This window comes from Mesobacillus sp. (assembly GCF_049588175.1).
In the GTDB taxonomy this organism is placed as follows: domain Bacteria; phylum Bacillota; class Bacilli; order Bacillales; family Cytobacillaceae; genus Mesobacillus.
This window is the reverse complement of the sequence record NZ_JBAVFI010000169.1, coordinates 1-3,082: the sequence shown is the minus strand read 5'-3', so window position 1 is coordinate 3,082 and position 3,082 is coordinate 1. Positions and strand designations below refer to the sequence as shown.

At 35.9% G+C, this 3,082-nt stretch carries 7 protein-coding genes; 1 reads left to right on the top strand and 6 read right to left on the bottom strand.

Going from position 1 to position 3,082, the window contains the following annotated elements; all coding sequences use genetic code 11:
- Both WB217_RS04030 and lepB read right to left on the bottom strand, forming a co-directional pair.
- A partial coding sequence (locus WB217_RS04030) for an alpha/beta hydrolase (RefSeq protein WP_423990870.1) occupies nucleotides 1-494 on the bottom strand: 494 nt, incomplete at its 3' end.
- A gap of 33 nt (nucleotides 495-527) precedes the next feature.
- Nucleotides 528-1,070: a signal peptidase I gene (gene lepB / locus WB217_RS04025; RefSeq protein ID WP_423990868.1), complete on the bottom strand. Its 543-nt coding sequence runs from the start codon at nucleotides 1,068-1,070 to the stop codon at nucleotides 528-530.
- A gap of 185 nt (nucleotides 1,071-1,255) precedes the next feature.
- On the opposite strand from lepB, the gene WB217_RS04020 reads away from it, so the two are divergent.
- Nucleotides 1,256-1,684 carry a nucleoside 2-deoxyribosyltransferase gene (locus WB217_RS04020; protein WP_423990866.1) on the top strand — a complete coding sequence of 143 codons (429 nt, stop codon included), beginning with the start codon at nucleotides 1,256-1,258 and terminating at the stop codon, nucleotides 1,682-1,684.
- On the opposite strand, the gene WB217_RS04015 is transcribed toward WB217_RS04020, so the two are convergent.
- The 4 genes from WB217_RS04015 to WB217_RS04000 form a co-directional block, all read right to left on the bottom strand.
- Nucleotides 1,650-1,922 carry a hypothetical protein gene (locus tag WB217_RS04015; RefSeq protein WP_423990864.1) on the bottom strand — a complete coding sequence of 91 codons (273 nt, stop codon included), beginning with the start codon at nucleotides 1,920-1,922 and terminating at the stop codon, nucleotides 1,650-1,652. The genes WB217_RS04020 and WB217_RS04015 overlap by 35 nt on opposite strands.
- 27 nt (nucleotides 1,923-1,949) lie before the next feature.
- Nucleotides 1,950-2,318 carry a YbaN family protein gene (locus WB217_RS04010; RefSeq protein WP_423990862.1) on the bottom strand — a complete coding sequence of 123 codons (369 nt, stop codon included), beginning with the start codon at nucleotides 2,316-2,318 and terminating at the stop codon, nucleotides 1,950-1,952.
- A gap of 145 nt (nucleotides 2,319-2,463) precedes the next feature.
- Nucleotides 2,464-2,781, bottom strand: a complete 318-nt coding sequence (locus tag WB217_RS04005) for a flavoprotein (RefSeq protein WP_423990860.1) — start codon at nucleotides 2,779-2,781, stop codon at nucleotides 2,464-2,466.
- Nucleotides 2,782-2,901: 120 nt separating this feature from the next.
- Nucleotides 2,902-3,082, bottom strand: a 181-nt coding sequence (locus WB217_RS04000; protein ID WP_423990858.1) for a hypothetical protein, incomplete at its 5' end; no start/stop codon positions are given.

Below are 3,082 nucleotides of genomic sequence, written 5' to 3'. Positions count from 1 at the left end.
GAGGATAATACAGCTACATTCCTAAAAATATTTGGATATACACACGCTGCATATGTGGAGATAAGTCCTCCCAGCGAAATGCCTGCCATGCTGCTCTGGTCTTTTAAAGTCCGATATTTTTTGTCTATTAAAGGCTTTAGTTCATTCACAATAAAATCTATATACTGCTTGCCTTTTCCGCCAGTCGGATCAATCCGACCAACAATCTTCCTGCTATACTGACCATTTTTCCATGGGCAATACTCATTAACTCGTTCTTCGCTATTTTGATCAATTGCCACAACAATAAGCTTCATTTCTTTTTCAGTTAAAAATTCTTCAAGCTGTAGTGAATGGTCCCCTATCGCATCTTCATCGTTAAATACATTTTGGCCATCGTGCATATAAAGTACTGGATATCTTTCAGTTCCATTATTGTGATTTTCAGGAAGATAAACTCTTATCAATCGATCTTCTTTAAAGGAAGTCATATTTATGTGGAATTTTTCAATCATTTTGTACTACGCTCCTTTGCCAAAAATACTGCATTATTCTATTTCTCGGAAATTTTTGAATGGAAAGTAGACAAATTCACTCTTGCCGATAATGCTGCTTTGTTGGATATAACCAAGCCCATTTCTGCTGTCCATGCTGTGTAAGCGATTGTCTCCCATGACAAAAAGATGGCCGTCTGGTACTGTAAGTGGCCCAAAATCACCTGTCAGCCTTTGCCCGTTGATATTAGCGACTTTTCGGTTTTTTGTCAGATAAGATTCTTTAAAGCCTTTTCCGTTAATAAGTAGTTCATCATTTTTCATCTCAATTTGGTCACCAGGAAATCCAATGACTCTTTTAACATAATTCTCATCCGTCCCTTTAATAATCACGATATCACCCCGGTTAAGATGATCAACGGAATAATATTTTTCAACAAATATTTTTTCGTGATTATGCAAGGTTGGTTCCATCGAAGCTCCCTCAACTATGTATGGTGAAAATATATAGGTTCTTACCAAAAAGGCGATGAGTGCAGCAAATACCAAAGATGTAACCCAAGATTTTAATTCATTTTTTGTACTTGTTTTATCCATTGCATTTCCTCCTTAATTTTTAGAACATAGGTCCCAATAATTTTGCTCATATCTAAGTCATTACAAGTTTCAGGCTTCCTTATAAATATATTCGTATCTCATCTTTCACTCTCCTGCTATACCAATAAAAATGACACGATTAGATAAACTTAATGGTAAAATATGTTGATAAGGAGTGAGGTATTATGAATTTTTATATTGCTTCAAGTTTAAATAATAAGGAAATGGTCAAGTCATTAGCAGATCAACTTAAAATGGAGGGTTTTTATCATAGCTATGATTGGACGATCAATGATCGTGCAGATTCAATGGATATACTCGCTTCCATTGGTGAACGTGAGTTAAGTGCGGTGAGAAACTCAGACTTTTTGGTGATGTTGCTGCCTGGCGGAAAAGGAAGTCATATTGAAATGGGAATTGCTCTCGGACTTGGGAAAAGAGTATATTTATATTCTCCCAACAATGATATATACGAGTTTGATAAAACAAGTACTTTTTATCATGTGGCAGGGGTCACTAAGTTCATCGGCGATTTTGTATCATTCATGCAATTTTTACTGCAAAAGGAAACCACAAACTTTAACCGATTATGTATACAACAGCCATTAGGATAAGGGTTAATAGATTCATCCATACATATAATTTAAGCATGAAAATTGCCCAGGTTTTACCCTTCTGCGCGTAAACAAATACGATGATAGTAAAAATAAAATTGGCAGCTAATCTTGCTGGGGAAGCATTTCCCCAGAATAATCCGTATATTAACGATAGTGCAGCCGCTATACTAAAAATAATGATATACGCTTTAAAAATCTTTTCTTTTCGTTCGCGTTCATGCTGGAATTCGTACAATGCTTTCTACCTCGTTTGCTGTTTAATTCAAAGTGTGTCAAAGGATAAAATATATGCACTAACGGTGACTGCAATAATGATCAGGATAGAACCGAGCAAGAAACTAACATCCATAAACAATACAGTTCCGCCAATAGATAACCACATCAGACTGAGACTCAGTACTTTATTCTTCCTTGAAATCCCTTTTTTTTCATAGAAATCCTTAATATAAGCCCCGAGCCATTTGTTTTTTATTAATTTTTGATAAAGCTTTTCAGACGATCTCACATAGCATACTGCACCGAGCAGGATGAGTGGAGTGGTTGGCAGAAGAGGAACTACTATACCGATTACTCCCATTCCAATTGAAAGAGTCCCTACCGTGATTAAAAAAGCTTTTACTGCTACCTTCATGAGTTCCCCCCAGCCAGACCGAAAAATACTTACTTTTGGTATTCTATCATTTCTGCGGTACGTTTGCTTCAGACATGAGTTCAATCGGAATGCCAGCTTCTATATAACTCCTTACAAGCTTCCACCCAAAATCATAAGAGAAGGTTTAGAAAAATAAATTGCCTGTTTCTAATGGCTTGCCGTCGATGACAAGCTGTGCTGAAAGAATCGACATTACTTCATGTTCTCGTAATGATATCCTCGATAATTCCTTCAAGTCCCACTTTGCATTGTTTTCAATGACGAACTTAAATCCCTGTTCCCATCCCCTGATTGATTCTTCGTAGCCAAAATCGGAAACTTTTCCCCCGGCAATTTCCCTGGCTTGATATTCCTGTGAAATAATACCTTTCAGTTCAGCAATAGAAGAAGTCTTCCATATTTCAAGATAGTGTTCATGAAACTTGTTAAATGATGTTTCCAACTTTCACACCCCTTTGACCAGCAATGACAAAATTATCCTATATCTATTAATCAATTACAATCCCTGGAATTTTCATCTATCCCTGAAAACTAAAAAGCTGCTGCTCTAAAGAGCAACAGCTTACTTAACTATTATATTATGTCTTGTATAATAATTTCCATATCTATAATAAAATTCAATTTCAGCATCCTGGCCTTTTATTGAAAAAATATATTTCGTTTTAACGCGTTCGCAATTCTTTAGATATTCGATACCTTCATTTTCTGCAAATTCCTCTAAATATGTCTCTAACTCTTTTTTC